This window comes from Sphingobium limneticum (genome assembly GCF_008710165.1).
Classification (GTDB): domain Bacteria; phylum Pseudomonadota; class Alphaproteobacteria; order Sphingomonadales; family Sphingomonadaceae; genus Sphingobium; species Sphingobium limneticum.
In genome coordinates, this window is the sequence record NZ_VYQA01000006.1 from 237004 (window position 1) to 263062 (window position 26059).

At 64.9% G+C, this 26059-nt stretch carries 22 protein-coding genes; 13 read left to right on the forward strand and 9 right to left on the reverse strand.

Features of this window, described 5'->3' with window-relative positions; translation table 11 throughout:
* Window positions 1-67 precede the first annotated feature (67 nt).
* On the forward strand, window positions 68-2197 hold the full coding sequence (locus F4U95_RS10475) for a prolyl oligopeptidase family serine peptidase (protein ID WP_150425654.1): 2130 nt from the start codon (window positions 68-70) through the stop codon (window positions 2195-2197).
* Between the two features lie 36 nt (window positions 2198-2233).
* On the opposite strand, the gene F4U95_RS10480 is transcribed toward F4U95_RS10475, so the two are convergent.
* From F4U95_RS10480 to F4U95_RS10495, 4 genes are read right to left on the reverse strand one after another with little or no spacing between them, the layout of a single operon-like run.
* A complete protein-coding gene (locus tag F4U95_RS10480) occupies window positions 2234-3757 on the reverse strand; it encodes a Ppx/GppA family phosphatase (protein ID WP_150425623.1) in 1524 nt (507 codons plus the stop codon).
* Window positions 3754-5895 (reverse strand): RNA degradosome polyphosphate kinase, encoded by a 2142-nt coding sequence (locus F4U95_RS10485; RefSeq protein ID WP_120250875.1) that lies wholly within the window; start codon window positions 5893-5895, stop codon window positions 3754-3756. The genes F4U95_RS10480 and F4U95_RS10485 overlap by 4 nt, the downstream gene beginning before the upstream one ends.
* 3 nt (window positions 5896-5898) lie before the next feature.
* On the reverse strand, window positions 5899-6537 hold the full coding sequence (locus F4U95_RS10490; protein WP_150425624.1) for a P-loop NTPase family protein: 639 nt from the start codon (window positions 6535-6537) through the stop codon (window positions 5899-5901).
* Window positions 6534-7799: a heavy-metal-associated domain-containing protein gene (locus tag F4U95_RS10495; RefSeq protein WP_150425625.1), complete on the reverse strand. Its 1266-nt coding sequence runs from the start codon at window positions 7797-7799 to the stop codon at window positions 6534-6536. The genes F4U95_RS10490 and F4U95_RS10495 overlap by 4 nt, the downstream gene beginning before the upstream one ends.
* Before the next feature lie 193 nt (window positions 7800-7992).
* Here F4U95_RS10495 and purM point away from each other — a divergent pair, with 193 nt between their 5' ends.
* The 6 genes from purM (at window position 7993) to nadB (ending at window position 13684) form a co-directional block, all read left to right on the forward strand.
* Window positions 7993-9087 (forward strand): phosphoribosylformylglycinamidine cyclo-ligase, encoded by a 1095-nt coding sequence (gene purM, locus F4U95_RS10500; protein WP_150425626.1) that lies wholly within the window; start codon window positions 7993-7995, stop codon window positions 9085-9087.
* Window positions 9088-9189: 102 nt separating this feature from the next.
* Window positions 9190-10140 (forward strand): phosphoribosylglycinamide formyltransferase, encoded by a 951-nt coding sequence (purN, locus tag F4U95_RS10505; protein ID WP_150425627.1) that lies wholly within the window; start codon window positions 9190-9192, stop codon window positions 10138-10140.
* 84 nt (window positions 10141-10224) lie between these two features.
* Complete coding sequence (locus F4U95_RS10510) at window positions 10225-10458, forward strand: hypothetical protein (RefSeq protein WP_150425628.1); 234 nt, start codon at window positions 10225-10227, stop codon at window positions 10456-10458.
* 63 nt (window positions 10459-10521) lie between these two features.
* A complete protein-coding gene (locus F4U95_RS10515) occupies window positions 10522-10812 on the forward strand; it encodes a terminase small subunit (RefSeq protein WP_150425629.1) in 291 nt (96 codons plus the stop codon).
* A gap of 234 nt (window positions 10813-11046) precedes the next feature.
* On the forward strand, window positions 11047-11976 hold the full coding sequence (locus F4U95_RS10520) for an ABC transporter ATP-binding protein (RefSeq protein WP_150425630.1): 930 nt from the start codon (window positions 11047-11049) through the stop codon (window positions 11974-11976).
* A gap of 103 nt (window positions 11977-12079) precedes the next feature.
* Entirely contained in the window at window positions 12080-13684 is a 1605-nt protein-coding gene (gene nadB, locus F4U95_RS10525) for an L-aspartate oxidase (RefSeq protein ID WP_120250881.1), read from the forward strand.
* A gap of 116 nt (window positions 13685-13800) precedes the next feature.
* On the opposite strand, the gene F4U95_RS10530 is transcribed toward nadB, so the two are convergent.
* Window positions 13801-14643, reverse strand: a complete 843-nt coding sequence (locus F4U95_RS10530; RefSeq protein ID WP_150425631.1) for an alpha/beta fold hydrolase — start codon at window positions 14641-14643, stop codon at window positions 13801-13803.
* A gap of 191 nt (window positions 14644-14834) precedes the next feature.
* Here F4U95_RS10530 and F4U95_RS10535 point away from each other — a divergent pair, with 191 nt between their 5' ends.
* Window positions 14835-15986, forward strand: coding sequence for a serine hydrolase (locus tag F4U95_RS10535; protein WP_150425632.1), 1152 nt, complete (start codon window positions 14835-14837; stop codon window positions 15984-15986).
* Window position 15987: 1 nt separating this feature from the next.
* Here F4U95_RS10535 and F4U95_RS10540 read toward each other — a convergent pair whose 3' ends face one another.
* Window positions 15988-16788, reverse strand: a complete 801-nt coding sequence (locus F4U95_RS10540) for a transporter (RefSeq protein WP_150425633.1) — start codon at window positions 16786-16788, stop codon at window positions 15988-15990.
* Window positions 16789-16925: 137 nt separating this feature from the next.
* Between F4U95_RS10540 and F4U95_RS10545 the strand changes: the two genes are divergently transcribed.
* Genes F4U95_RS10545 through polA form a run of 4 tightly spaced genes read left to right on the forward strand, consistent with a single transcriptional unit; the run spans window position 16926 to window position 22260 of the window.
* Window positions 16926-18191, forward strand: a complete 1266-nt coding sequence (locus F4U95_RS10545) for a glycosyltransferase family 4 protein (RefSeq protein ID WP_246171556.1) — start codon at window positions 16926-16928, stop codon at window positions 18189-18191.
* 7 nt (window positions 18192-18198) lie between these two features.
* Window positions 18199-18720, forward strand: coding sequence for a sigma-70 family RNA polymerase sigma factor (locus tag F4U95_RS10550; RefSeq protein ID WP_150425635.1), 522 nt, complete (start codon window positions 18199-18201; stop codon window positions 18718-18720).
* Entirely contained in the window at window positions 18707-19435 is a 729-nt protein-coding gene (locus F4U95_RS10555; protein WP_246171557.1) for an anti-sigma factor family protein, read from the forward strand. The genes F4U95_RS10550 and F4U95_RS10555 overlap by 14 nt, the downstream gene beginning before the upstream one ends.
* Window positions 19436-19476: 41 nt before the next feature.
* Entirely contained in the window at window positions 19477-22260 is a 2784-nt protein-coding gene (gene polA / locus F4U95_RS10560; RefSeq protein ID WP_150425636.1) for a DNA polymerase I, read from the forward strand.
* Window positions 22261-22408: 148 nt separating this feature from the next.
* Here the strand turns inward: polA and F4U95_RS10565 are convergent, their stop codons facing one another.
* From F4U95_RS10565 to F4U95_RS10575, 3 genes are all read right to left on the reverse strand, one after another.
* Entirely contained in the window at window positions 22409-22702 is a 294-nt protein-coding gene (locus F4U95_RS10565; protein WP_150425637.1) for a TFIIB-type zinc ribbon-containing protein, read from the reverse strand.
* Entirely contained in the window at window positions 22702-23412 is a 711-nt protein-coding gene (locus F4U95_RS10570) for a Bax inhibitor-1/YccA family protein (protein ID WP_150411911.1), read from the reverse strand. The genes F4U95_RS10565 and F4U95_RS10570 overlap by 1 nt, the downstream gene beginning before the upstream one ends.
* A gap of 266 nt (window positions 23413-23678) precedes the next feature.
* Window positions 23679-24443: a MerR family transcriptional regulator gene (locus tag F4U95_RS10575; protein ID WP_150425638.1), complete on the reverse strand. Its 765-nt coding sequence runs from the start codon at window positions 24441-24443 to the stop codon at window positions 23679-23681.
* A gap of 99 nt (window positions 24444-24542) precedes the next feature.
* On the opposite strand from F4U95_RS10575, the gene cysS reads away from it, so the two are divergent.
* Window positions 24543-26045, forward strand: coding sequence for a cysteine--tRNA ligase (gene cysS / locus F4U95_RS10580; RefSeq protein WP_150425639.1), 1503 nt, complete (start codon window positions 24543-24545; stop codon window positions 26043-26045).
* Window positions 26046-26059 lie beyond the last annotated feature (14 nt).

Consider the following 26059-nt stretch of genomic DNA (forward strand, 5'->3'; position numbering starts at 1 on the left):
CACGATAACGCGGCTGGTCCGATTTGCCCTTGGCGGCCGCTTGACGCTTGGCCTATCCCTCCACCCCATGAAAAAATCGCTGACGCTTCGCTCCGCCCTCATGGCCATCGCCATTGCTTCCACCCCCGCCCTCATCGCTGCCGCGCCGGCCACGACCGACGACCCCTTCCTCTGGCTGGAGGATATCGAAGGGGCCAAGGCGATCGCCCAGGTCGAACAGTGGAATGGGCAGACCGACCGGCTGCTGCGCGCCGCGCCGACCTTCGAACAGGATCGCGCCCGCGCCCGCGCCATCCTGGACGATGAAAGCCAGATCGCCCTGCCCGACCGGGTGATGGGCGACCGCGTCACCAACCTGTGGCGCGACGCCAAAAATCCGCGCGGCCTCTGGCGCTCCAGCGACCTGGCCTCCTATCTTGCGGGCAAGCCGAACTGGAAGACGATCATCGACGTCGATGCACTGGGCAAGGCGGAGGGCAAAAGCTGGGTCTGGCACAATGCCGACTGCCTTGCCCCCGATTATAGCCGCTGCCTCGTCTCGCTCAGCCCCGGCGGCACCGACGCCGATGTTGTGCGCGAATTCGACCTGACCACCGGTCAGTTCGTGAAGGATGGCTTCGCCCTGCCCGAAGCCAAGAGCAATGCCGCCTGGGCGGATCGGGACACGCTGCTGGTCGCGACCGATTATGGCGCCGGCACGCTCACCGATTCGGGCTATCCCCGTCAGGTCAAGCGCTGGAAGCGCGGCACGCCGCTATCGGCCGCCACGCTGGTCAAGGAAGGCGTCGCCGCCGACATTTCCGTCCGTCCCCGCGCGGAGCAGGATGGCGAGCGCCGCTGGACCTTCATCGACCGGGGCCTCAGCTTCTATGCCAGCGAGCTTTATGTAGAGGGCACAGGTGGCAAGCTGGTCCGCACGCCCCTTCCCGAAACTGCCGATTTCCGCGGCCTGTTCGACGGCCAGATGATCGTGCTGCTGAACGATCCGCTGGGCAACATCCCCGCCGGATCGCTCGTCTCCTGGCCCATCGCGGACGTCGCGGCGGGCAAGGTCGGCGCCCCGCAACTCGTGCTCAAACCCACCGCGACGACCGTGGTGGAGGAAGTGCGCGCCACCGACCATATCCTCTGGGTCAAGCAGTTGGACAATGTATCGGGCGCGCTGCTCGCCATGACCCGCGACGCTGCGACCGGCCGCTGGACCAGCCGCCCGGTCCCGCTGGCCGACAAGGCGACGGTCCATCTGGTCGGCACGGCCGACAGTCAGGACATGGTGTTCGCCTCGGTCGAAGGGATGCTGACCCCGCCCAGCCTGATGGCGGCCGGCGCATCCGGCCCGGCCCGCACCGTGCAGCAATTGCCTGCCCGCTTCGACGCCAGCCAGTTCACGGTCGAACAGCGTTTCGCCACGTCGAAAGACGGCACCCGCATCCCCTATTTCCTCGCCCGCAAGAAGGGCGTGAAGGGCCCGGCCCCTGCCTTCATCCATGCCTATGGCGGCTTCCGCGCGGCGCAGACGCCCGCCTATCTCACCACCGAACCCTATCGCGCCGGGCCGCTCGGCCTATTCTGGGTGGAGGATGGCAATGCCTATGTCCTCGCCAACATCCGGGGCGGCGGCGAATATGGCCCGACCTGGCATCAGGCCGCGCTGCGCGAAAAGCGCCAGAACGCCTTCGACGATCTTGCCGCCGTGGCGGAGGATCTGGTGAAGACCGGCGTGTCGATGAAGGGGCGTATCGGCATTTCCGGCCGGTCCAATGGCGGGGTGCTGGTCGGCGCGGCGATGACGCAGCGGCCGGACCTTTATGGCGCCGTCATCGCCGGATCGCCGCTGGAGGATATGAAACGCTATTCGCACCTCTCGGCCGGCGCCTCCTGGGTCGCGGAGTTCGGTGATCCGGACAAACCTTCCGACTGGGCCTTTCTCTCCAAATGGTCGCCCTATCAGAATGTGAAGACCGGCGTGCATTATCCGCCCGCCTTCTTCTACCTGTCGACCAAGGACGACCGGGTCCATCCCGGCCACGCCCGCAAGATGGCGGCAAAGCTGATGGGCACCGGCAGCACCGTCTATTATCATGAATATCGGGAAGGCGGCCATTCGGTCGGCGCCGACCATGCCGAAGACGCCGTGCGCGCCGCCCTGCTCCACGCCTTCCTGACGAAGGAACTGGTGGACGCAAAGAAGAAGTGACCGGAAACGGGGCGGCCTGCGGGTCGCCCCGGCCTTTTACGCCTGCGCGCTCGACAGCTGATATTTCAGCCCCATGGCCTGCGCCAGATTCTTCAGCCGCCGCTCGACCGCCTCACCATAGAGATCGGCGTCGCCATCGCGCAGATGCAGGTCGATCCGTTCACCCTTCAGTTCCAGATGCGACACGGCGAGCGGCCCTTCGACTCCACCCGACAATCGCTGCGCCAGTCGGATCGCCAGCCCCCACAGCGCCCCGCGCCGCAGGATATCGGGCGTGGCGACATGGTCCAGCCCTGCCGGCGGAGTCACCCCGCCGCCGAAATGGCTGTGCAATGCCTGCCCCAGCATCACCCGCTCGGTCGCGGTGATGCCCACCCAATTGCTGTGCAGCGCAATCTCCACGCCCCGCTCCGCCCGAAAATCCGGGTTGGCGCGCCAGCTGACGTCGGCCAGCAGGCAGGCGGCGCGGCGGATACGCCGGGCGGCGGCATCGTCGTCGGGAAATAGCGGCGCGATCCAGCGGTCGATCCGGTCGCCATGGCCGCGAAAGCGCGCCTGCGCCTCCCCTTCCGCCTCGGCCGCGACCAGCAGCGGATCATGCGCGCGGATATCCTGTGGCAACGCCTCGTACAGCAGCCCTTCGCGCAGGCCATAGGCCGACACGATCATCCGGCTCGACTTCAACTGCCGCACCACGATGGACAGCAGCGCCGTCGCATCCGGCAATGTCGGCACGCGCGATCCGGTCATTGCCGGTATCTGTTTCAACCGGGTGCGATCGACATGGCTGACGATCCGGGTCAACTGCTCGGCCCGCGCCGCGCTCATTTCATATTGATGGACGACCGGCAGGGGAAAGCTGGTCAGCTGCATGTCGAACCGCGCCAGCGCGCGCCACGACCCTCCGACCAGATAGAAAGGCAGGTCCGGCTCCACGGCCCAGCCTGCCTTCTCCAGCATCTTGGCGACCGTCCGTTCCAGCGCGCGTGGCCCCTTGGCGCGAATCTGTGGCAGGCGCAGCACGCCCAGCGGCAGCGATATGGTCTGCTCGACCGCGCCATTTCGTACCCGCGCCAGCTCCAGACTGCCGCCACCCAGATCCCCGACGATGCCGTCCGCGCCGGGAATGCCGGACAATACGCCCATCGCCGCGCCGATCGCCTCCTGCGCGCCGGTCAGCAATTCGACGGTCAGGCCCATCTCCTTGGCGCGGGCGATAAACTCCCCGCCATTGGTCGCGTCCCGCACCGCCGCCGTGGCGACGCAGCGTATTTCCGTGACCTTCATCGCCCGGCACAGATGGGCGAAGCGCCCCACGGCGCGCAGTCCGCGATCCATCGCTTCCGGTTCGATCGCGCCGGTCTTGGCCAGTGACGCGCCCAACCCCGCCATCACCTTTTCATTGAACAGGATGAAGGGGATGCGGCGCGGCCCGTCGTAAACCACCAGACGCACGCTGTTCGACCCGATGTCGATGATGGCGGTGCGGGCATGGGCCGGCTCGGGTGATGTCGCCATGCTCTCGGCGACGGCGCGCACGCGGCTCAGCATCGAATTCATGCAGTCAGGCCCCGCAGGCGCAGCGTCGGCACCGATTCCGTATCGAACGCCGCCCCGCGCCCCGACAGGGATGGGTTGGTCATGAAATAACGGTGCAGGTTGAACGGCTTGTCGCCCGGCTCCAGCCGCGTGTAATGGCCATCGCTGTCCAGAGACCAGCTTTGTTCGGTGTCGATCAGATTGGCGACCATCACCTGGTCCAAAATCTGGTCATGCACTGTGGAGTTTTCGATCGGCGCCATGAATTCGACCCGCCGGTCGAAATTGCGCTGCATCCAGTCAGCCGAACTGATGAAGACCTTCGCGCCATTATTGGGCAGCGTCTTGCCGTTGCCGAACACCGCGATGCGGCTATGCTCCAGAAAACGGCCGACGATCGATTTCACGCGGATATTCTCAGACATGCCCGGCACGCCCGGCCGCAGGCAGCATATGCCCCGGATGATGAGGTCGACCTGCACCCCCGCATTGCTCGCCGCATAGAGTTTCTCGATCATCGCCGGATCGACCAGGCTATTCATCTTGGCCCAGATCGTCCCCGGTCGCCCGGCCCGCGCATGCTCGATTTCCGCATCGATCAGGCCGCTCAGCGTATTGCGCAGGTCGCGCGGGCTCATCACCAGCTTTTCCAGCGTCTTGGGCTCGACATAGCCGGTGATGTAATTGAACAGCGCGGCCGCATCGCGGCTATAGGCCGGATCGGCGGTGAAGAAGCTCAGATCGGTATAGATGCGCGCCGTGATCGGGTGATAATTGCCCGTGCCGAAATGGCAGTAGCTGCGAAACTGCTCGCCCTCGCGCCGGATGACCATCGAAATCTTCGCATGGGTCTTCCAGTCGATAAAGCCATAGACCACCTGCACGCCCGCCCGCTCCAGCGCGTCGGCCCACATCAGATTCTGCTCTTCGTCGAATCGCGCCTTCAGTTCGACCACGGCGGTCACGGACTTGCCCGCCTCCGCCGCGTCGATCAGCGCGCGGATGATCGCCGACTGCTTGCCCGCGCGATACAACGTCTGCTTGATCGCCACCACATCGGGGTCGGATGCCGCCTGTTTCAGGAAGGATACGACGACGTCGAACGCCTCATAGGGGTGATGGACCACGATATCCTTCGCCCGGATCGCGGCGAAACAGTCGCTGCCATATTCGGCGATCCGCTCGGGAAAGCGCGGCACATAGGGCTCGAACTTCAGGTCGGGCCGGTCGGCGTCGACGATCCCGTTGAGGTCGCCGATGCCGACGAAACCTTCCACCTCGACCACCACGGCCTCATGGCCCTGGAGCATGTCCTGCAACATCTCCTCGACCGGCTCGGGGATGCGCTCCTCTATCTCCATGCGGATCACCCGGCCGCGCCGGCGCCGCTTGATCGCGCTGCGGAAATGGCGGACCAGATCCTCGGCCTCTTCCTCGATCTCGATGTCGCTGTCGCGGATGATGCGGAACACGCCGCTGTTGCGCACGCGATAGCCGGGGAACAGATCGGCCGAGAAGCGACGGATCACCGCTTCTAATGCCATGTAGCGCGCGGGATCGCCTGGAATGCGCACGAACCGCGCCAGCGACGGCGGGATCATCACCAGCTCGCGAATCGGCTGCTTGTCCGACAGTCGTTCCAGGTCGAAGATGATCGACAGCCCCTGATTGGGGATGAAGGGGAAGGGATGGGCCGGGTCCAGCGCCTGCGGCGTCAGGATCGGGAAGATCTGCGTCAGGAAATGTTCGCGCAGCCACTGGGCGCAACCCACGTCCATCTCGCTCGACGGGCCGATCACCTCGATCCCCACCTGCGCCAGCTCGTCATGCACCGCGCCCCACACCTTCTGCTGCGCGATCATCAACCGCGTGCTTTCCTCGGTGAGCGCCGCCAGCTGCTGCGCCGGCGTCAGGCCATCGGCGGAGCGCAGATCGACATTCTGCAACTGCTGCCCCTTCAGGCCCGCAACCCGGACGGAGAAGAACTCGTCCATATTGGCGCCGGAAATGGACAGGAAGCGCAACCGCTCCAGCAGCGGATGGGCGCGGTTCATCGCCTCCTCCAGCACCCGCTGGTTGAACGCCAGCCAGGACAGCTCACGGTTGAAATAACGGTCGCTGGGCAGCGCCATGCTGGCGGAGGGATCGGCTTCGGCCACGGATTACTCGCGTTGCGGAGGGGGAGGATCGGACGGGACTATAGGCAGAAAGCCTGCGGATTGCAGAGCCTCTTTCGCCATTGCGACAGAAATCTTGCGTCCAGATGACAATGCGGCGCGATCGAGCAGCCCCGTCACCTGCGCGATCGCATCATAACGGCGCTCGATCCGGCGCAGCAGCCAGTCGGGCACATCGGGCGCATAGCTCGCCCCCGCCAGATCGAAGGCGCGGCAAATGAGCGCGCGGGCCAGCAACTCGTCCGGCGCCTCGATCGCGACATGCGGCGCGGCCACCAGCCGTGATCGCAGGTCGGGCAACATCACATCCCAATTGGACGGCGGCGCATCCCCGATCATCAGCAACGGCCGGTGCGCCGTCTGCGCCTCGTTCCAAGCGTGAAAGAGAAAATGATCGTCGCGTGTCTGCGCGTCGTCGATCACCTCGCCGCCACTCATCTGCGCGAAATGGCGGGCCAATATGGTTCGGCCGGATTGCGACGGCCCGGTCAGCACGCTGATCGACAGCGGCCATTCGCGCCACCGTTCCAGATGGGCGACGGCGATGCGATTGGCATCGCTGACCAGGAAATCATTTTCGCTTGATCCCCCATGCCGTTCGAAGGGCAGGCTGATCTGGGTCATTGCGGCGGCGGGGATGCCTGGCGCCGCGTGATCCGCAACGTGTTGCCTGACGCCGCGACGCTGAAGCCGCGCGCCTGCAACCCTGCCCGCAGCATGTCGGCCGTGCCGTCGAAGCTGACCTGCATCACCGACGTGCCCCCCAGCGCCAGGCTGCTCGTATTGGCCAGCCTTACGCCGGGGATCGACCGTACAGTCGATTCGCCCGATCCGACCGACGCGACATCGGGCGTATCGAACTGGATGATGAAACTGGCGCCAGCGGTCGAAACGGTGGGCAGGTCGAGCGCCTCGACCGGCGCCTCGATCGCATTCTCGATCTCCAGCGCAGCGGGATCGACCGGCTCCTCGATCACCAGCGACGGGTCGGGCCGCAGGCGTCCGTCATTGAGCGCACGGATATATAGCTCGTCGATCCGGCGCGCGCCCTCGTCCATCATCTGCGGAATGCCACTATCATTGGACGCGCGCAGCGTGACGCTGCCGATCAGACTGTCGTCAGGACCATAGCGCGCGGTGAAGGTACCGGTGACGGGGCCACCGGGATAGGCCCGGTCCAGCCGCGCGATCGGCACGACCACGTCGGCCGCGCCATATTGGTCCAGCAGCACGCGCCACCACAAGCGCCCGCGCCGCCCGGTCTGCCCGGCGTTCAGCAGGATCGGGTCGGCGATGGAGCCGGCGACGCGCACATAATCGATCGCGCTGTCCCCGGTGCGATAGCGCGCCCAGGCCTTCTGCCACTCATTGGTCCGCTCATAGGATACGGCGGAACCACCATCCCACAGCACCGGAATCACCAGCAAGGGCGGCGACCGCATCACATTGCCGGATACGCCCAGCAACGCGCCGGTCCGCGCCCGATCGAACAGGATGCCCAACGTCGCGACATAGCGGTTGGGGCCGTTCTGCTCATATTCGACCTCGACGCCCGACACCATCGCCTCGATCTGCGAATCGGACAGGGCCGGCGCGCCGGCGCCGCCATGGGTGCGGCTCCACAACATCCGCCATGCCTGCCGCTGTGCCATGCGCCATCCGGCATAGCGCGCCGTGTCGGCATCCTTGGCCTGCACGTCGACCTTGACGCCGCGCACTTCGAAATCGCCGCCGCTGGCGATCGGCGGCACGCCGCGCTCGCCTTCCATCTGTGCGAACAGGGCGGCCGCGGCCAGGCCGATCAGAATCGCGATGATGATCTGGACGGGCCGCGAAAGCAGCCGCACATAGGCTGCCGGGCGGGAAAGGGTCTGGCTCAGGCTCACGGGCGCCCTTTTGGCGAACATTGCCCGCCCTGCCAAGCGCGAAGGCGCGACTTATCCCCACCTTTCGCCGCAGCACAGCTATAGAAAATTTTACTCCCCCCGCCCCTTCCCCGTTCGGATCGCAGGCGTCAGGACAGATGCCAGCAACATCGAAGGTTCCGTTTTCCGCCCCTTTGCTCTAGGGGCCGGAAATATGAGCGACAACGAATCCTACAGCTACGCCAAGGCTGGCGTCGATATCGCCGCGGGCAACGCCCTCGTCCGTGCCATCGCCCCGTTGGCCAAGGCCACCCGCCGTCCCGGCGCCGATGCCGAACTAGGCGGCTTTGGCGGCTTTTTCGACCTGAAGGCCGCCGGCTATGACGATCCCCTGCTGGTCGCCGCTAATGACGGCGTGGGCACCAAGCTGAAGCTGGCGATCGATCATGATCGCCATGACGGCGTGGGCATCGACCTGGTCGCCATGTGCGCCAACGACCTCATCGTCCAGGGCGCCGAGCCGCTCTTCTTCCTCGACTATTATGCCACCGGCAAGCTGGAGAGCGGCGTCGCCGAGCGCGTCATCGCCGGCATTGCGGAGGGCTGCCGCATGGCCGGCTGCGCGCTGATCGGTGGCGAAACCGCCGAAATGCCGGGCATGTACGGTCCGGGCGACTATGATCTGGCCGGCTTCTGCGTCGGCGCGGTGGAACGGTCCAAGGCGCTGACCGGCAACCGGGTGAAGACCGGCGACGTGCTGATCGGCCTCGCCTCCTCGGGCGTGCATTCGAACGGCTTCTCGCTGGTCCGCCGCCTAGCCGCCGACAAGGGCTGGAAACTCGACCGCCCGGCCATCTTCGACAATGAAGTGCTGCTGATCGACGCGCTGATGGCCCCCACGAAGATTTACGTGAAGAGCCTGCTGCCGCTGGTCCGCGCCGGCATGATCAATGCGCTGGCCCACATCACCGGCGGCGGCCTGCTGGAAAATATCCCCCGCGTCCTGCCCGACGGCGCCCACGCCACGGTCGACGCCGACGCTTGGGAACAGCCGCGCCTGATGGCCTTCCTCCAGGCGCAGGGGCATATCGAGCCGGAAGAAATGGCGCGCACCTTCAACTGCGGCATCGGCATGGTGCTGGCCGTGGACGAAGCCCATGTCGCCGCCGTGACGAAATCGCTGGAGGATGCGGGCGAAACCGTCTTCCGCATCGGCGCCATCGGCGAAGGCGACAAGGGCTGCACCGTCAAGGGCAGCACCGAAACCTGGAGCGCCAAAGCCGACTGGTCCGCCACGCATCTGGGCTGACAATTACACAACCTCCGTTCGGTTCGAGCTTGTCGAGAACGGCGCGCAAGGGCTCTCGCCCCTGGACAAGCTCAGGATTCTCGAACCGAACGGAGTTTTGAAATGGCCAAAGCAAAAGTCGGCGTCCTGATTTCCGGCCGCGGCTCCAACATGGCGGCCTTGCTCTACGCAGCGAAGGCTGCCGATTGCCCCTATGAGATCGTGCTGGTCGCCGCCAACGATCCTGAAGCCCCCGGCCTCACCCTCGCCGCCGCAGAGGGCATCGCGACCTTCGGCCAGAGCCATAAGGGCCTCAAACGCGCCGAATTCGACCGCATCATCGACGCACAATTGCGGCAAGCCGGCGCCCATTATGTCGCGCTCGCCGGCTATATGCGCCTGCTCTCGCCCGAATTCGTTGCCGGCTGGGACAATCGGATGCTCAACATCCACCCCAGCCTGCTGCCCAAATATAAGGGCCTCGACACCCACCAGCGCGCGATCGACGCGGGCGACAGCCATGCCGGCTGCTCGGTCCATATCGTCACCGCCGATCTGGACGACGGCCCGGTCCTGGCCCAGACCCCGGTGGCGATCCAGCCGGGCGACACGCCCGACAGCCTCGCCGCCCGCATCCTCATCGCCGAGCATCAGCTCTATTCGCGCACGCTCGCCGATTTCGTCACCCGCGAGCGGCAACCCGACTGGCTGCTGAACAAGGTACGCGAAGCCGCCCTCGCCTTGCCGCAAGCGGACGAGATCGTCTCGCACGGCATGCCCTGCTTCGGCATCGTGAAGGGCAAGAAGTTCGCCTATTTCACCCGCGACCATCATGGCGACGGCATCATCGCCATCCTCGTCAAGACCACCGCCCCGGAAGAACAGGCGACCCTGATGGAGGCCGATCCGGAACGCTATTATCGCCCGGCCTATTTCGGCCCCGACTGGGTCGGCATCCGTCTGGACCTGGGCGACACGGACTGGGACCATATCGCCGACCGCCTGCACGCCAGCTGGCGCCAGATCGCGCCCAAGAAACTGCTCGGCCTGATGGACATCGCGGACGAATTTTAACCACCCATGGCGTGATTTGGCCAGACAGCGATTATTAACCCGATAGCACTAAAGCGGCACTGGAAAGGAAATGCCGTGCGGAAAATGAAGCTGTATCAACGGTCGCTTGTGTACGGGATTGCCTTCATATTATTCGGTGCTGCCTTTGCCGTTCGGTTTCTTGCCCTTCCTGCATGGCTCGATTTGACAATTTACGGAATTTTCGCTGCGCCAGTGATATGGCTGGCATGTCGCGAATTGATCAAACGAAAGGCTGAAAAGCGGATCGACCAAAGCACTGCTTGGCAAACCTTTGTTCGCGACCGCAACGTCGAATAGTGGTTGTAAAACAGCCCTCCAATCCCCTTTCCTACTCGCGGCTTTTCTGATCCATCCTGTCGGATGGACCAGCCCCTTCATCCCCATCCGCCCGTCCCTGCCCGCCGCGCCCCGCGCGCGCGCTGGACACCCACGAAACAGCGGCTCTTCCTCGCCGCGCTGCTCGAATATGGCAGCGTCCACCGCGCCGCGCAGGTGGCGGGCATGTCCCGCTCCAGTGCGCATCGTCTACGCGCGCGCCTCTCCGGCAGTGCGTTCGACCGCAGCTGGGCCAACGCCATGGCGCTGCACGCCGCGCGCATGGCCGACCCCTTCGCCCCGGAACCGGCCCGCCGCCCGACACCCCGCCGTTGACCCTGTCGCCCCCCGGCCGCGATCCGGTCGCCTGCCTGTCGCGTCGATGGCGCGTTGCTGGCGCGCGAATGTCGCGTCACCGTCGCGCGCCTGTCACCTTGCCGTCGCCCACCCGTCGCAATTGCCCCAAAACGCCTTCTTGCACCCCCTGCAACGGTGTGAACTTCGCTTGTCGCGTCGCTCTGCGCCAATCCGCCCCTTCCCTTCCCCGCTGCCGATCCCCATAGAGCAAGCATGACCGACAGCCCCGCCCCCGCCGCGATCGAGATCCGCAACCTCACCAAAGTCTATAAGGGCGGCAAGCGCGCGCTCGACGGGATCAACCTGTCCATCCCGCGCGGCCAGATATACGGTCTGCTCGGCCCCAATGGCGCGGGCAAATCGACCACGATCAACATCCTGGCCGGCATGGTGAACAAGAGCGAGGGCGACGTCAGCATCTGGGGCTTCGACATCGACGCGCACCCCCGCAACGCCAAGAACTCGATCGGCATCGTGCCGCAGGAAATCGTCTTCGACCCCTTCTTCACGCCGTTCGAAACGCTGGAGAATCAGGCGGGCTTCTACGGCGTGCCCAAGGACCGCCGTCGCACGATGGAATTGCTGCGCGCCGTCCATCTGGACGACAAGGCCCATGCCTATGCCCGCACGCTGTCGGGCGGCATGAAGCGGCGCCTGCTGGTGGCCAAGGCGATGGTACACAGCCCGCCGATCCTGGTGCTGGACGAACCCACGGCCGGCGTCGACGTGCAACTGCGCCAGCAACTCTGGGCCTATGTCCGCGAGTTGAACGCGCTGGGCGTCACCATCGTGCTGACGACCCATTATCTGGAGGAAGCCGAAGAATTGTGCGACCGCATCGGCATCATCAACCATGGCAAGGTCATCACCGACAAGCCGACCCGCGAACTGCTGGCCATGGCGCAGGAAAAGGTCGTGCAGGTGACGGTGGACCGCGACCTGACGGTGGCTCCCGACGCGCCTTGCTTTGAAAAGGTCGAACTGTCCGGAGATCGCACCCTGACCATCACTTATATGAAAGACCGCGCCAATGCCGGCCAGGTGCTGAGCGCGGTACAGGCCAGCGGCCTCGCCATCGTGGACGTCGTCACCCGCGACCCCGATCTGGAGGATGTCTTCCTCAACCTGACGGCGGCGGCCTAACCACCTCCGTTCGGTTCGAGCTTGTCGAGAACCCTGGCGCCAGAGTTCTCGACAAGCTCGAACCGAACGGGATACGGTAAAAACCCGGATAATCGAGAAGCCTATGCCCACCATCACCCATGACGTCATCATCATCGGTTCCGGCGCGGCGGGGCTGACGGCCGCCATCAACCTGGCGCAGGATCGCAAGGTGCTGGTGCTGGCCAAGGGCGCGCTGGACGGTGGCTCCACCAACTGGGCGCAGGGCGGCATTGCCGCCGTACTCGACGCGGGTGACAGTTTCGAGGCACATGTCGAAGATACGATGGTCGCAGGCGCCGGCCTCAACGATCGGGAAACGGTCCAGTTCGTCGTCTCCGAAGCCCCCGCCGCGATCGAGCGGCTCGCCGACCTCGGCGTGCCCTTCAATGGCGGCGAAGCCTTCGGCAAGCGTTGGGATCTGACTCGCGAAGGCGGCCACAGCCACCGTCGCATCGTCCATGTCGACGACGCCACAGGCCATGCGGTGCAGGTCGCGCTGCTCAAGGCCGCCCGCGCCAACCCCAACATCACCCTGATGGAGGATATGGTCGCCATCGACCTCATCACCTCCCGCCATGGGGAACGCTATTCGGGCGACGGCCATGTCTGGGGCGTCTATGCCTTCAACCGCCGCACCGGCCATGTCGACGCGCTGCTGGGCCGCGCGACGATCCTCTGCACCGGCGGCGCGGGCCGCACCTATCTCTTTTCGACCGCCCCGCGCGGCGCGACTGGCGACGGCATCGCCATGGCCTGGCGCGCAGGCTGCCGCGTGTCGAACATGGAAATGAACCAGTTCCACCCGACCTGCCTCTATAATCTGGAAATCAAAAATTTCCTGATTACAGAAGCGGTGCGCGGCGAAGGCGGCCATCTGAAGCTTCCCCCCGGCGTGCCGGGCGGCGGCGAGCGCTTCATGCCCCGCTTCGACCCGCGGGAGGAACTCGCCCCGCGCGATATCGTGGCCCGCGCCATCGACCATGAAATCAAGCGGCTGGGCCTCGACTATGTCCATCTGGACATCAGCCACAAAGACCCGGCCTTCGTCCGGCATCATTTCCCGACCATCTATGCCCGGCTGCTGGACTTGGACATCGACATAACCAAGGAGCCGATCCCGGTCGTCCCGGCGCAACATTATACCTGCGGCGGCGTGGTGATCGACCTGGACGGCCGCACCGACCTGCCCGGCCTCTATGCCGCCGGCGAAGTCAGCGAAAGCGGCCTGCACGGCGCCAACCGGCTCGCTTCCAATTCCCTGCTGGAATGTTTCGTCTTCGGCGAGGCAGCGGCCAAGCATATCCGCGCCAACTGGGACGACCTCCCCGCCCCGCCGCCGATCCGGCCATGGGACGAAAGCCGCGTCACCAATGGCGACGAAGAAGTCATCGTCCAGCACAATTGGAAGGAAATCCGTCGCTTCATGTGGGACTATGTCGGCATCGTCCGCACCACCAAGCGGCTGGAACGCGCCCAGCACCGCATCGACCTGCTCTCTAAGGAAGTCGATGAATATTACGGCAATTTCCGCGTCACGCCCGACCTCATCGAACTGCGCAACCTGCTGGAAGTCGCGCGTCTGGTGGTCCGCTCCGCCCTCCACCGCAAGGAAAGCCGGGGCCTCCATTACACGCTAGACTATCCCGACACGCTGCCGGACGCGGTCGACACGGTGTTGGCGCCATAAAAAATAGCGCGGTCATCCGGGGGGACGCCGCGCCATGAGGTTGGGGAGGGACGCGCTGGAAGCGCTTCCGGAAATGCTTTCCTACTCGCCCTCTCGCCGCCATGGTTTGATCCGTGTCAAACGGTCAGAAAATCCTTCAGCACCGCGTTGAAGCGGGCAGGCTGATCGGCCATCACCATATGGCCGCTCGGCCCCAGCGGTTTCAGCACCGCGCTCTTCTTGCCCGCGTAGGCGCTCTGGAAACTGCGTGTGATCGACGCCGCCTGCTGCGCATCGCTCCCCACCGCATAGACCACCTCCAGCGGCACGGTCAGCCGCGACAGTTGCGGGCCAAGATCGGTATTGGCCAGGTCGCGCAGCGCGTTGGCGATGACGTCGGGGTCGCTGCCCTTGGCCCCCGGCGCCTGCGCGACGATCTGCGCCAGATAGCGACGCCCCGCCTGGGTGCCCGTAAAATAACCGCTCAACTGATCGGCCAGATAGCCCATGCCGCTGGCCGTTCCGCCGACCATCGCCGCGCCGGCCGGCAGCATGTCCACCACCATCACCCGGCTCGCCAACCCTTTCAGGCCCAGCAACATGGCCAGCGTACCGCCCATGCTGTGCCCGACGATCGCAGGACGCTTGAGGCCGGCGGCGGAGACATAACGGGCGATCTCGTCCGCGATCGGCTGAAGCAGCGCACCGCTGGCATTGCCCTCCGGCGCCAGCCCGGCAAAGCCGCGCACATGCACCAGATGATAGCGGTAGCCCGGCACCCCGCCCAGCACTCCGTTCCAGATGCCGGGGCCACTGGCGAGGCCGGGAATCAGGATCACGTCGCGCCCCGTGCCCCGCACATTCATGGCAATCCGGCGCGATGCGAAGGGCGCCGCCCATGCCGTGCCGCCCTGCGCCACCATGCCCGCCGCCATAGCGCCCAGCAGCAGCGCCCGCCTATCCAGTCCGTTCGTCGTCATAGGCCCGCTATTGCCCGCCCGCCCCTGAACCGCAACAGAATGACGCCGCAACGGAATGATCTTGCTCCACATCAGACGGTTGCATCGTTCATCCTCCTTACATCGCATTTGTGGAATCATTCGTCGCATGGGTCTTGCCGGACGATCGGCGGACCGCCCCTATTGTGCCTTGAGAGAGTGCGGGGACGCTAATGAGATCGAATGAAAACCGGGCGGTTTCGGCGCGTCTGGTCCTGTTGGTTGCGGCATTGTCCGCCTGTGTGAGCGCACCCGAGCCGCCCCGTGCGCAGGCGGCGGCCGCCATACCGCAAAAGCCGATCCCCGGCCGGCCGCAACCGACCACCAATACATGGCCGATCCGCCCCGTCGCCAATCCGCCTTTGCCCTATCGCGATATCGACCAGAATGAGACGCCGCCCCCCGCGCTGGTCAGCGTCGTGCGCAACCTTGGTCAGAGTTTCCGGGGCAAGGTCGGCATCGCCGTCCGCCGCATCGGTGCGGACTGGACCGTGGCATGGAACGGCACCTCGCTTTTTCCGCAGCAGAGCGTGTCGAAACTCTGGGTGTCGATGACCTTCCTCGACGCGGTGGATCGCGGCAAGCTGCGCATCACCGACACGACCACCATCACTCGCAACGACCTGACCCTGTTCCACCAGCCGACCGCTGCGCTGGTGGCGCAAAATGGCGGCTGGACGACCAGCTATTCCGACCTGATGCGCCGCGCGATGACGCAGAGCGACAATACCGCCAACGATACGCTGCTACGTGCGGTAGGCGGGCCGGAGGCGGTCCGCAGCTTCCTGGCGCGACGGATGATCAAGGATATCCGCTTCGGTCCGGGCGAACGGCTGCTGCAATCGGCCACCGCAGGCCTGGACTGGCGACAGGATTATGCGATCGGCCGCAATTTCTACGCCGCCCGTGCGAAACTGCCGATGGCGGTGCGACAAAAGGCGCTCGACAATTATCTCGCCAGCCCGCCCGACGGCGCGGCCCCTTCCTCGATCGTGCAAGCGCTGGCGAAGCTGAAGCAGAATGACATGCTGTCGCCCGCCTCCTCGCGCCTTCTCCTCTCGATCATGTCGGAGGCCAAGACCGGGCCGCAGCGGATCAAGGGCGGCGTCCCGCCGGGCTGGTCCTATCTGCACAAGACCGGGACCGGTCAGGATCTGCCGCCCCGCTCCACCGGCTTCAACGATATCGGCATCATGACCGCGCCGGACGGCACCAGCTATGCCGTAGCGGTCATGATCGGATCGACCACGGTCGGCATCCCCGAACGCTGGGCGCTGATGCAGGCCGTGGCCAAGGCGGTCGTGGCCAACCACGAACCGCGCTAAGTTAGAAGCGGCGCACGACGCCGAAATAGACTTCCCCGTCCGGGCTGTCCGCATTCAGCCCGGCATTGACGCCGATGTCGAACTGCATGTCGTCGCTGGGTTGCCAGCCGAAGGACAGGCCGGCCAATGCCTCGGTAGCATGGCCAGTCGGATCGTCGTCCCGCATCAGCGAGGCTTCGATCGTGCCGGAAAGCTTGTCGCTCAGGTCGAAGCCCAGCCCGGCGACGCTGCCATAGGCGACATGCCACCCGGACCGGTCCTCATCGACCGCCGCGTCGATCTCCGGCACCAGTTCCAGCGACAGGCCATGTCCGATGTCGACACTGACCGGCAGCAACAGCCCAGCCCCCCAATCGCCATCGCCGATGGCCGATCCCCCCGCCGGCAAGGACGCATAGGGCATCACCGCCACCGAAAAGCCCGACCCATCCGGGTTGCTCAGGTTCCGACGCAGCGCCACCCGCACGTCCCCGATACCGCTATCGCTGTCCACCGCTCCACTCATCCTGTCGCGCGTGCGCACATGGCCAAAGGCGGTCCATCCGACCTGCGCCTCCAGATGATCGGCCAGACCCAGCCGCACCAGCATATCGCCGGCTTGGAGCGTGTCGGTGCGACTTTGCCCATCCTGCTCCCGCGTCCAGTCACCCAGCCCCACTTCGACCACGACCCGCCCCTTGTCGACCGTACAGGCCGGCGTGCCCAGCCCCGGCCGGTCGGTGCACAGATCGCGCGGCTCTTCCGCCTGCGCCAGCGCCGCTACCGGCATCAGCGCGACCAGCAGCATCCACATCCGCTTCATCCCATTCCCCCTCTTGTTGCCGATGACATAGCAGGAAACCGACCGGACATAATCGCGTTCCCGCGCGCAGTCGTGTGAAGAGGCTGTCACAACCATATCTGATGGAATAATCACCGGCCGGCAGGCGTATGCCGGACATGAATGCCATCTTCCCTGCCCCGACCCGTTCCACCGTCGTGCCCATCCGCCCGGATGCGCACCGCACCCGCCCCATCCGCATCGCGCTTTTTTCCGGCAATTATGACTGTGTGCGCGATGGCGCGAACCGCGCGCTCAATCGGTTGGTCGATCATCTGTTGCATCGGATCGGCGCGCAGGTCCGCATTTACTCGCCCACCGCCCCGCAACCCGCCTTTGCCTCGGTGGGTGAGGTCCGTTCGGTCCCCTCCCTCAGCCTGCCCGGCCGCCCCGAATATCGCCTGGCCATCGGCCTGACGCGCGGGGTACGTCGCGATCTCGACGCTTTCGCGCCAGACATCGTCCATCTCTCCGCCCCCGACCTGCTCGGCCGACAGGCGCAGAAACATGCACGGGCGTGCGGCATCCCGGTCGTCGCCAGCCTGCATACGCGCTTCGAAACCTATCTCGATTATTATCGCCTCGGCTTCCTTCGCGGCACGATGGAACACTATCTCGACCGTTTCTATGGCGACGCCGACTGCATTTTGGCGCCCACCCCACCCATCCGGGACGAGATGGCAGCACGCCATGGTACCGCGCGGGTTTCCGTCTGGGGACGTGGCATAGACCCGACCCAGTTCGCACCGACACTGCGCGACCCTGCCCTGCGCGCCGCGCTCGGCTATACGGATCAGGATGTGGTGCCGCTTTTCTTCGGCCGGCTGGTGCTGGAAAAGGGATTGGGCGTTTTTGCCGACAGCATCGCGGCGATCCGCGCACGCGGGCATGACGTGCGCCCACTCATCGTCGGCGAAGGCCCGGCCCGCTCCTGGTTGGCCCAGCGCCTGCCCAACGCCAATTTCATGGGCCATCTGAGCGGCGCCGACCTTGGCCGCGCGGTGGCGAGCGCAGACCTGCTCATCAACCCCAGCGTCACCGAAGCGTTTGGCAACGTCAATCTGGAAGCCATGGCGTCTGGCCTCGCCGTGCTGTCCGCCGATGTGCCCAGCGCCGCCAGCCTGATCGAAGCGGGCCGCACAGGCCTGTTGCTGCCGGCTACCGACGCGGACGCCTATGCCGATGCTGCGGCGATGCTGATCGGCGCTCCGGCTCGGCTGGAGACTATGCGCCAGGCGGCGGCGGACACCGCCAGCCGGCACCGCTGGGACGATGTATTGCAATCGGTCGTGCGCGCTTATGCCGGCTTGCTCGGCATCCCCGTTCCGGCCGATCGGCAGGCGCCCATGATCGCCGCTTGCTCCGCCCGCGCGGGCACGGGATAAGCCGCCGATGGACGAAGCGCACGACATGGAGGCCGATCTGCTGGCGATGCGCCGCTATGCCCGTTCGCTCGCCCGTGACGATGTGGATGCCGACGATGTCGTGCAGGACGCGCTGCTCCGCGCGATCGAGCGCAAGGCAACCTATCAGCCGGAACGCAGCCGCACCCGCTGGCTGCTGGCGATCGTCCACAATGTCTTCGTGTCGGACAAGCGACGTCAGGCCGCCGAAACGCGGCGCAACGACCGATTTGCAGAAACTCTTTTGTCCAGCGTCGATCCTCAACAGGAAGAGCATGTGCGGCTAGCGGAAATCGCACAGGGCTTCGCCGCCCTGCCCGACGCCCAGCGCGCGGTGCTGCATCTGACCGCGATCGAGGGGATGAGCTATCAGCAGGCGGCAGACATATTGGGCGTGCCGATCGGCACGGTGATGTCGCGGCTATCGCGCGCACGCGCCGCACTGCGCGAAGGGGAAATGGGGAAAGTCCATCCGCATCTGCGGCTGGTGGGAGGACATGATGACCAATAACGTGAACGCGGTGGAGATCGACGCCTATGTCGACGACCAGTTGGACCTGCCCCGCCGTTTCGTGGTGGAAACGCACCTGTCGCGCCACCCCGATCAGGCCGCGCAGGTCATGGCCGACCTCTCGACCCGCAGCGCGCTGCGGCTGATGGCGCCCCATCCCAGCACCGCGCCGCAAGCCGTGCGTGACGCTGCCGCCCAATTGCAGGCCGCCCCGGCCAAGCCACGCTGGCGCCGTACCCTGCCTCTGGTGGCCCCGCTGGCGGCAGCGGCCGGGCTGGCACTGGTTTTCCTGCGCCCCTCAGGCCCGCCCGACTATGTCGACTATGCCGTCAACTCCCACCGCATCGCCATGATGCGTGCGGCCATGGTGTCGCAGGTCGAAACACCCAAATATGACGCCCGCGAAATCGCGTCCAACACCCGCATCGCCATGCCGCATCTGCCCGACGACTGGCGCGTGACCGACGTTCAGCTTTTTCCCACCGAGCGCGGCCCGGCGCTGGTGATTGCAGTCAAGACGGAGGGGGGGCAGAATTTCTCGCTCTTTGCGCTGCGCGATCGCAGCCGCGCGCCCGAACGCCCCGACGCGGTGCAGGAAGGCGCGGAATCGGTCGCCTATTGGCGGCGCGGCGACATGTCCTATGCCCTGACCGGCAGCGGGGAGCCGCGCCTGATGGACGCCACGGCGGAGGCATTGACGCGCGACTGGTCCTGAAGGCTGGAGGGGGCGCTCTTTACCCGCTATCCCCTCCCCCCATGACCCAGAATCACCTCTATCTCGTCGATGGCAGCGGCTATATCTTCCGCGCCTATCATCAGCTTCCCCCGCTCACCAACCAACATGGCCAGCCCGTGGGCGCGGTCTATGGCTATACGACGATGCTGTGGAAACTGGCCGAGGAACTGGGCAAGGCGGAAGGCCCGACCCATCTGGCCGTGGTGCTGGACAAGGGCTCGCACACCTTCCGCAACGATATGTACGACCAGTATAAGGCGAACCGCCCGCCCGCGCCGGAAGACCTGATCCCGCAATTTCCGATGATCCGCGACGCGACCCGTGCCTTCTCCCTCCCCTGCATCGAAGAAGCCGGGTTCGAGGCCGACGACATCATCGCGAGCTACACCCAGGCGGCTGTGCGCGCCGGATGGCATGTCACCATCGTCAGCTCCGACAAGGATCTGATGCAGTTGATCCAGCCCGGCGTCGATATGTACGACACGATGAAGAATGAACGGCGCGGCGCCGACTATGTCGTCGGCAAGTTTGGCGTGCAGCCCGAACAGCTGGGCGACGTCCTCGCGCTGATGGGCGACAGCGTCGATAACGTCCCCGGCATTCCCGGCATCGGCCCTAAGACGGCGGCGAAGCTGATCAGCGAATATGGGTCGCTGGAAGCCGCATTGGACGCAGCGCCTTCGATGAAGAAGTCGAAGATGCAGGAAAATCTGATCGCTCATGCCGACATGGCTCGGCTGTCCCGCAGGCTGGTGGCATTGCATGACAGCATGGACCTGCCCGAGCCGCTGGACGACCTGACGCTCAAGGGCATTCCCAAGGAACCCTTGCAGGAATTTCTGTCGCACCATGGCTTCAAGACGCTGCTCAACCGCCTCGGCGCGCCGGCCGCTGCCGTCGCGGTGGCTGCGACCAGCGCCGTCGGCGTAGAGGCCGCCCCCGCTGCCCCGGCGCCGGTAGAAGAACCGGCGATCGACCGCAGCCTTTACGAAACGGTGGTGACACAGGAAGCGCTCGATCGCTGGATCGCCGCCGCCTATGCAGAAGGGCTGGTTGCGGTCGATACGGAAACCGACATGCTCGATTGCGTGTCCTGCCAGCTGGTCGGCATCAGCCTCGCCACCGGGCCGAACAAGGCCTGCTACATTCCCGTGGGCCATGGCGGCACGGACATGTTCGCGGAACGGCCCGAACAGCTGGACAAGGCGCTGGTCATCGCGAAGCTGAAGCCGTTGCTGGAGGACGACGCCGTTCTCAAGATCGGCCAGAATCTGAAATATGACCTGACCGTGCTGCGCCGTCACGGGATCGAGATCGCGCCTTATGACGACACGATCGTCATGAGCTTCGACCTGGACGCCGGCCAGTCGCTCGCCGGCCACGGCATGGACGAAGCGGCGAAGACGCACCTCAATCATATCTGCATCAGCTTCAAGGAGGTAGTCGGCACCGGCAAGAGCCAGATCGGATTCGCCGAAGTGCCCCTGCCCCGCGCCACCGAATATGCGGCCGAAGATGCGGACGTCACTCTGCGCCTGTGGAAGCGATTCAAAGGCCGGATCGCCAATGAAGGCGCGAACCGCGTCTATGAACTGGTCGACCGCCCGCTGGTCGGCGTGATCGCGCAGATGGAGCATCGCGGGATCAAGGTGGATCGCGAGCATCTGTCGCGCCTTTCGGCCGAATTCACCGCTGGCATCGCCGCGCTGGAAACGGAAATCCACGAGATTGCCGGCCAGCCTTTCGCGATCGGTTCGACCCAACAGCTGGGCGCGATCCTGTTCGACAAGATGGGATATAAGGGCGGCAAGAAGGGCAAGTCGGGCGCCTATTCCACCGACGTCACCATCCTGGAGCAGCTGGCCGCCCAAGGCGCGCCGATTGCCGGCAAGGTGCTGGAATGGCGGCAACTCTCGAAGCTCAAATCCACCTACACCGACGCGCTTCAGGCGCAGATCAACAAGGATACCGGTCGCGTTCATACCAGTTACTCGCTGACCGGCGCGCAGACTGGCCGCCTGTCCTCGACCGATCCCAACCTCCAGAATATCCCGATCCGCACCGAAGTCGGTCGCCAGATCCGCCATGCCTTCGTCGCGGAACCGGGCAATGTCATCCTGGCGGCGGACTATAGCCAGATCGAACTGCGGCTGGCGGCGCATATGGCCGATGTGCCGGCGCTCAAGGAAGCTTTCGAGGCGGGTGAGGACATCCACAACCGCACCGCGCAGGAATTGTTCGGGGAGGTCAATCGCGACACGCGCGGGCGGGCGAAGACGATCAACTTCGCCATCCTCTACGGCATTTCGCGCTGGGGGCTGGCCGGGCGGCTGGAGATCAGCGCGGACGAGGCGCAGGACATGATCAGCCGCTATTATGAGCGCTTCCCCGGCATCAGCGTCTACATCAACGAGACGATCGAGAAGGCGCGGGAACGCGGCTATACCGAGACGCTGTTCGGCCGGAAGACCTGGTTTCCGCGCATCAAGGCAGCGGTCCAGCACGAACGGCAGGGTGCCGAACGCGCGGCAATCAATGCGCCCATTCAGGGCACCAGCGCCGACATCATCAAACGGGCTATGGTCCGCATGGGACCGGCGCTGGAGGCGGCGCGCCTGCCTAGCGTGAAGATGCTGCTCCAGGTGCACGACGAACTGGTGTTCGAACTGCCCGAAGGTGACGTGGAAGCGGCGAGCGCGGTCATTCGGCAGGTGATGGAAAGCGCAGCCGAACCGATCGTAAAGCTGAGCGTCCCGCTAGGCGTGGAGATCGGCACCGGCCCAAGCTGGGGCGCGGCGCATTGATGAAGTGAAGAAGAAGAGAGAGATGCCAGCCTTCGCTGGCATGACGAGGTTGGTCACATAACCCTTATCTACACCGTCATCCCAGCGAACGCTGGGATCTCCCTTTTCGCCAACAGAAAAGGCCGATCCCATCGGGACCGGCCTTTTCTCAATCGAACAGTTCTTCCAGAAAGCTCTTCTTGCGCTTTTTCTGGTAACCGCGTCCGTCGTCGCGATAGTCGCGGTCCGGTCGGTAGCTCTGCTGCGCAAAGGGTGCGGGCTGCGGCGTGGGTGCGTTGGCCTGCCCCGATCGCTCAATGATCTTGTCCAGTTCGCCCCGGTCCAGCCAGACGCCCCGGCATTGCGGGCAATAGTCGATCTCCACCCCCTGCCGATCCGTCATCGCCAATCCGACATGACAGACCGGGCAGAGCATCGCGGACACTTGTGCAGGATCGCGCATTATTCGCGTTCACCCGTCAGGCTGAGCAGCATCTGGAACAGGTTGACAAAGTTGAGGTACAGCGACAGCGCACCCATGACCTGCATCTTCCCGGCGACCTCGTGGCCGGCATAATAGAAATATTCCGACTTGATGCGCTGCACGTCCCAGGCGGTGAGGCCGGTGAAGACCACTACGCCGATGATCGAGATGACCATCGCCATCGCCGAGGAGCCGATGAAGATGTTGATCAGGCTGGCGACGATGATGCCGATCAGGCCCATCATCAGGAAGCTGCCCATCTTCGTCAGGTCACGCTGGGTGGTATAGCCCCAGAGCGCCATGGCGAGGAACATGACGGCGGCCGAGAAGAAGGCCTGCGCGATGCTGCCACCGGTGAAGACCAGGAACACGCTGCCCAACGACACGCCCATGACGGCGGCGAAGGCATAGAAAGCGGTGCGCGCGCCCGATGTCGTCATCTTTTCCATGCGGAAGCTGAAGAAGAAGACGAAGGCCAGCGGCGCGAAGATCGCCACCCATTTGAGCGGCGTGCCATAGATGGCGGCGGCCAGCGCGGGCGTATTGCCGACCAGAGCGGCGACCAGCCCGGTAATGACCAGGCCGATACCCATATTGCGGAAGACGCCCAGCATGTGCGCGCGCAGGCCGGCATCGGTCTGCGCCGTCTGGCTGGCACCATAGCCCGGCATGCGAACGGGATTATTCATCGGAAACACTCGCTCCATTTAGAATGGCCAAAAAGTTGGTTCGAGTGGCCCGGTGCGGTCTCCTGCGGCAACGAGAGGGGGCAAATCGCCGCAAAAACCTGCACCGGGCACACCCGATGCGGTCCGACATCGCGACAGGGATCAGGGGGAAATCCATGTCGCCAGAGGGGCCCGGCCCGCATCGATAATATCGGATGCCCAATGCCTGGCTGCAAGGGATCGGTCCTTGTGCAACATTTTATTACAAACGCCCGATCCCCATATGGTCAGCGTGCTTTGCCGGCGTTCCCCACTGCCGTGATGAAGGCCCAGACATCGGCAGAGAAAGGCGGGGCCTGATCCGCTTCCCATTCGCCGATATTGTCATAGAGGCGCGTGACCCCCTGTGTCATCGCCGGCGTCGCGACGGCCATGAACGGGGCAAGCAATCTTTGCCATTCGTCATATAATGCCCGCGCTTGGGCCGACGCTGGATCGAGCGGCAATGCCGCGGCAATATGCGTGGTCAGTTCCGACCATTGCGCGCCATAGGCAGCCTGATCGAAATCGGCGGGCAAGGCAGTCTGCGTATCGGCAAAGTCGGCTTCCGCCTGTGCGCTCATATAGAGGTCCGTCACGCTCTTCCATTTTTCCTGATCCATCATTGTCTCTCCGGTTCGGATCAGCGAGCAAAGGGTCGCAGCATCGAGCGACTCGCCACGGTCGATGCGAGACAAGGCTGTGGCGAGATGGGCGCGCGCTTGCGCCAGCCCCTCCGCCTGTTCATCGAGCGCGGCGATCTGCGCGCGCAGAAGCGGCGCCAGGTCGATCGGGCGATCGTTCAACAGTTTTTCGATCTGGGCCAGACTGAAGCCCGCACGCTTCAGCATGACGATCCGGTGCAGCCGCAGAAGATCGCTCCGCCCAAACATGCGCCGGCCCGACGCCGTGCGTAATGGCGCGACGAGGCCGCGCCCTTCATAGAAACGTAGCGCCCGGCTAGTGAGTCCGGTGGCGCGGACGACGGCGGAGATATCCATCAGATCGGTCATGCAACCGGGATAGCGGTTGACGCTGGGTCAAGTTCAAGCGCTTTTTTGCGTGCCCTGCCCCGTTGACGCCCGCCCCGCTTCGCGACATGGCTTGCCACTATGTCCGACGACCAGCATATCCCCGCGCCGCTGCGCCTGTTCAACAGCCTGACCCGCACGATCGAGCCGTTTGCGCCGATCGAGGAGAACCACGCGCGCGTCTATAGCTGCGGCCCGACCGTCTATAATTATGCCCATATCGGCAATCTGCGCGCCTATGTCTTCACCGACACGTTGCGCCGAACGTTGTTGTGGAAGGGGCTGGCCGTGACCCACATCATCAACATCACCGATGTCGGCCATCTGACCAGCGACGCCGATGCGGGCGACGACAAGATGGAGGCCGCGGCCCGGGCCAGCGCCAAGAGCATCTGGGACATCGCGGCCCATTATACGCAAGCGTTCAAGTCCAACATCGCGGACCTCAACATCATCGCGCCCAGCGAATGGACGGTCGCAACCGACTATGTGCCGCAGATGATCGCTTTTGCCGAAAAGATTGCGCCGGATCATTGCTACGAACTGGACAGCGGCCTCTATTTCGACAGCAGCAGCGTGCCCGATTATGGCGCGCTGGCCGGTGGCCGCGATGACGCCGCGCACGCCCGGATCGATCCGGTCGCGGGCAAGCGCAACGCATCCGACTTCGCGATCTGGCGCAAGTCACCGCCGGGCGAACAGCGCCAGATGGAATGGGACAGTCCGTGGGGCAAGGGTGCGCCGGGCTGGCATTTGGAATGCTCGGTCATGTCGCAGGCCCGCCTTGGCCAGCCGTTCGATATCCATACCGGTGGCATCGACCATCGCGAGATTCATCATCCGAACGAAATCGCCCAGAATCAGGCCTATTGCGGTTGCACCGATACGCAGCCCGGCTTCACCGGGTCGCGCTGGTGGATGCACAATAATTTCCTGGTGGATCGTCAGGGCAAGATGTCGAAGTCGAAGGGCGGCTTCACCACGCTCTTCTCTCTGATCGACGCGGGCGTGCATCCGATCGCCTATCGCCTATTGTGCCTTGGCGCCCATTATCGCAGCGAACTGGAATTCAGCGCCGACAATCTGGCCGCAGCCCTCACCCGGCTCAAGCGGCTGGTGATGGGCGTCGAGGGTTTGAAGGCGCGCGCCGAGGGTGTGACGTGGCAATCGCCGCGCATCGATTATCTGCGGGCCAATCTGCACCCCAAGCTGGCGCCGTTGCTGGAGCAATTCGACGCCGCGATCGCCGACGACCTGATGACGCCGCGCGCGCTACCTCTGCTGGAGGAAGCCATTGGCATGAAGAAGGTGCCGGTGGACGAGAAACTCTGCCTGATCGCCGCTTTCGACCAGGCGCTAGGCCTCAACCTGCTGACGCTCAGCCGCGCAGACCTGCGTGTCCAGCCGAAGGAGGCGACGATCACGCCGGACGAGATCGAGGCAGAACTGGAACGCCGTACCGCCGCCCGTGCCGACAAGGATTTTGCCCTGTCGGACGACATTCGTGACGCCCTGCTGGCGCGTGGGGTCGAGGTGATGGACGGCGATCCGCTGCGCTGGGACTGGCGGCTGACGCTGGCCTGAGTGGTCATGGTGGG